The sequence below is a fragment of the Acidimicrobiales bacterium genome (assembly GCA_036491125.1).
In the GTDB taxonomy this organism is placed as follows: Bacteria; Actinomycetota; Acidimicrobiia; order Acidimicrobiales; family AC-9; genus AC-9.
Window position 1 is genome coordinate 1 of sequence record DASXCO010000179.1, and the last position, 2,938, is coordinate 2,938.

Below are 2,938 nucleotides of genomic sequence, written 5' to 3' on the forward strand. Positions count from 1 at the left end.
CCTCGGCCTCAGTGAACGTCAAGCCGTCGAACCAGGGTCTGCCGTTCATCGCCAACACCAACGAGTCGCCGCCTCAGGCCGAGCTGCAAGCCGATCCCACTGCCTTCGCCATACCGCCGTCGGTGCAGAACCTGACCATCACGATCACCCCCGTTCCCCCGGCCGCGCCGATCCCGAACGGCCGGCTCGACGGCAACTCCTATCGCATGTCGGTCCTGCTGCCGGGAGGGGTTCCCGTCGCCGTCCTGCCGGGCAAGCACGTCACCGTGTTCCTGCGCGGCACCGGCGCCAGCGGCAAAACGGTCATGGACCGCTTCAGCGCCGGCCGCTGGTCCCAGTTGCCGACCCAGGTCCCGGGCGCCGGCTTCCACAGCGCCGACTCCGACGAGCTCGGTGACTTCACCCTGGTGCTCCTGCCCGGAGGCGCCGGTGGGCTGAGCGGCGGGGTCCGCGCGGCCATCGCCGTGGCGGCGGTCCTGGTGGTGATCGGCGTTCTGCTCGCGGCCGTGCGGCTGTTCCGGCGGTAGCTACCATCGGTCTGGCCATGTTGTCCCCCACCCTGATCCTCGCCCACGCCTTCGGGGCTCGGTACGACCTTCCGGTTCCGCTCTATCTCTTCGTCCTGGGTGGTGCCGCGGTCGTCTTTGCGTCGTTCCTGCTCGTGATGCAGCGAGAGGTGGCTCCGGCCGACGGGCCGGCGACAGGGGACGGCGGCTACATCGTTCCGCATCGGCCACTGCTCGGCGGCCTCGGTCTGCTGATCCTCGCCTTCCTGATCTACGCCGGTATCTACGGATCGCAGGAGATCGCCGAGAACATCCTGCCCACGATGTTCTGGCTGATCATCTGGATCGCGGTACCCATCTCCTGTGGGGTCGTCGGCGACTGGACCCCATGGATCAATCCCTTCGCGACCATCGCCCGGGTGGTCGATCGGCCTGACCTGCGTCAGCGCCTCATCGGCGGCCCGCAGCTCGCGTGGCCGCGCTGGCTCGGCTTCTGGCCGGCCACGCTGATCTTCTTCCTCGTCGCCAGCGGCGAGCTGATCTACAACGGCTGGGCGACGAGGCCGATCGTCACCGCGGTGGCGCTCGTTGTCTACGCGCTCATCAGCGCCGTGTGTGGCCTGCTGTTCGGGGCCGAGGCGTGGCTCGAGCGGGGCGAGATGTTCTCGGTGCTGTGGGCCACGTGGGGGCGACTGGGGTACTGGCGCTTCGGACGGCCGGGGCGACGGGGGTTCCTCGGTGGCGTCGACCAACCCTTCGACTCCTCGATCGGCAGGATCACCTTCGTGTTCCTGATGCTCATGTCGGTGACGTTCGACGGACTACTGAGCATCCCGGCGTGGAAGCGGTTCCAGGGCCAGCTGCCGCACGGCTTCACGGTTGGATCAGCGGGCTACATCTTCGTGGCCCTGGTCGCATTCGCCGTGCTGGTCGGCCTGGCGTGGACGGTCTTCGGCCTCTTCGCCAAAGGCGTGCGGGATGTGGGCCACCTCGAGCTGTCAGTGCGCGAGACGATCGGTCAGCTGCTGCCGTCGCTGCTGCCCATCTCGTTCGGCTACCTGGTGGCCCACAACTTCCAGTACCTGCTCGTCAACGGTCAATTGCTCATCCCGCTGGCGGGCAACCCGACGGGACACAACCAGTGGCTACCGGCCCCCTTCAACGATGACTACGTGGTCCACAAACAGCCCGTACCCTCGGGAGCGATCTGGTATCTGCAGGTCGCGCTCATCATCGCCGTGCATATCGCCGCGGTGTTCATCGCCCACCGCCATCTGGCGGGCGTGGCCCGCACCAGGGTCCAAGCCGAGCGGTCGGAGTGGCCGTGGATCTTCGCCATGGTGGCCTACACCATGACGAGCTTGTTCCTGTTGGCCCAGCCCATCGTCAAGGAGAGCAACAGCAAGAGCGCGGCGCCCGCGGTGCACGTTGTGCACGTGGCCGATGCGGTGACGGCGCCGAGCGGTGTCCCCCCACCGCGTCAGTCGTAGGTCGCCTCGACGCCCCAGCAGCCGGCTTCCAGCGCCAGCAGGTGGGCGCAGCCGTCGGCCAGCACGACCTGAAGCCGGGCCCGGCGACGGTGGGCGGCGGGATCCCACCACCGCTCGTCGGCCGGCCACGGTCCCGCCCAGGCGACCACTTCGATCCATGGTCCGCCGGCCACCGACAACCGCGCCGGAGCCGCGCTGACCACGCCCCGCCCCGTCACCTCGATGGCACCGCCGTCGCCGTCGACGACCTCGGCGACGAGCGACCGGCCGTGCACGACGGCGGGAGCGGGCGGCGGCACGCTCCCGGGCCAAGGCGGCGCCACCCCTGTGCCCTCCCCTCCCGGGCCGGCCCTGCTCTCTGGCCGGCCTCCCGGGCCGGCCTCGCCCCAGGGCACCAGCCGGACCTGCTCGGTGGGACCGCGGCCGCCGACCAGCATTGCGGTGACCACCGCCTCCGGCCCCAGCAGGCCCTGCACGCGGGCCAGGGCTCGGGCCGTTCGCTCGTCGACCCCGGCCTCGCCGCCCCAGAAGCCGAGCTGGCGTCCCTGATCGGGGACCACCTCGTCGGGCAGCAGCCGTAGCAGGGAGAGGCCCGCCGTCGGTCGGGCGGCGACGGTCACCGCGGTGCCGCTCAACCAGCCGTCGAGCTGCCAGCGTACGCGTTCGGCCATATCGGCAGGGGCGAAGGGGCCGTCATGGCTCCACAGGCGGCTCAGGTGCTCGCCGTGCTCGGTCTCCGCCTCGATCCGCAGCCGGTGACAGGCCATGCCAAGTCGGACCAGACGTTCGTGCAGATCCTGAGCGAGGGTCCTGGCCGCGAAGGCGGCCGTGTCGACGCGATCGACCGGCGGATCGAGCTCCACCGAGACGACCAGGTCCGGAGGTGGCTCCCGCCCGGCCAGGGGGCGCTCGTCGAGTCCCTGCGCCAGGCGCTGGGCGAGC

At 70.4% G+C, this 2,938-nt stretch carries 3 protein-coding genes; 2 read left to right on the forward strand and 1 reads right to left on the reverse strand.

What is annotated here, in order from left to right; all coding sequences use genetic code 11:
- Both VGF64_14070 and VGF64_14075 read left to right on the forward strand, forming a co-directional pair.
- The coding region (locus tag VGF64_14070; protein HEY1635885.1) for a hypothetical protein at positions 1 to 527 on the forward strand (527 nt) is incomplete at its 5' end.
- A gap of 17 nt (positions 528 to 544) precedes the next feature.
- Positions 545 to 1,996: a hypothetical protein gene (locus tag VGF64_14075; GenBank protein HEY1635886.1), complete on the forward strand. Its 1,452-nt coding sequence runs from the start codon at positions 545 to 547 to the stop codon at positions 1,994 to 1,996.
- On the opposite strand, the gene VGF64_14080 is transcribed toward VGF64_14075, so the two are convergent.
- On the reverse strand, positions 1,987 to 2,938 hold a 952-nt coding region (locus VGF64_14080), incomplete at its 5' end, for a hypothetical protein (GenBank protein HEY1635887.1). The genes VGF64_14075 and VGF64_14080 overlap by 10 nt on opposite strands.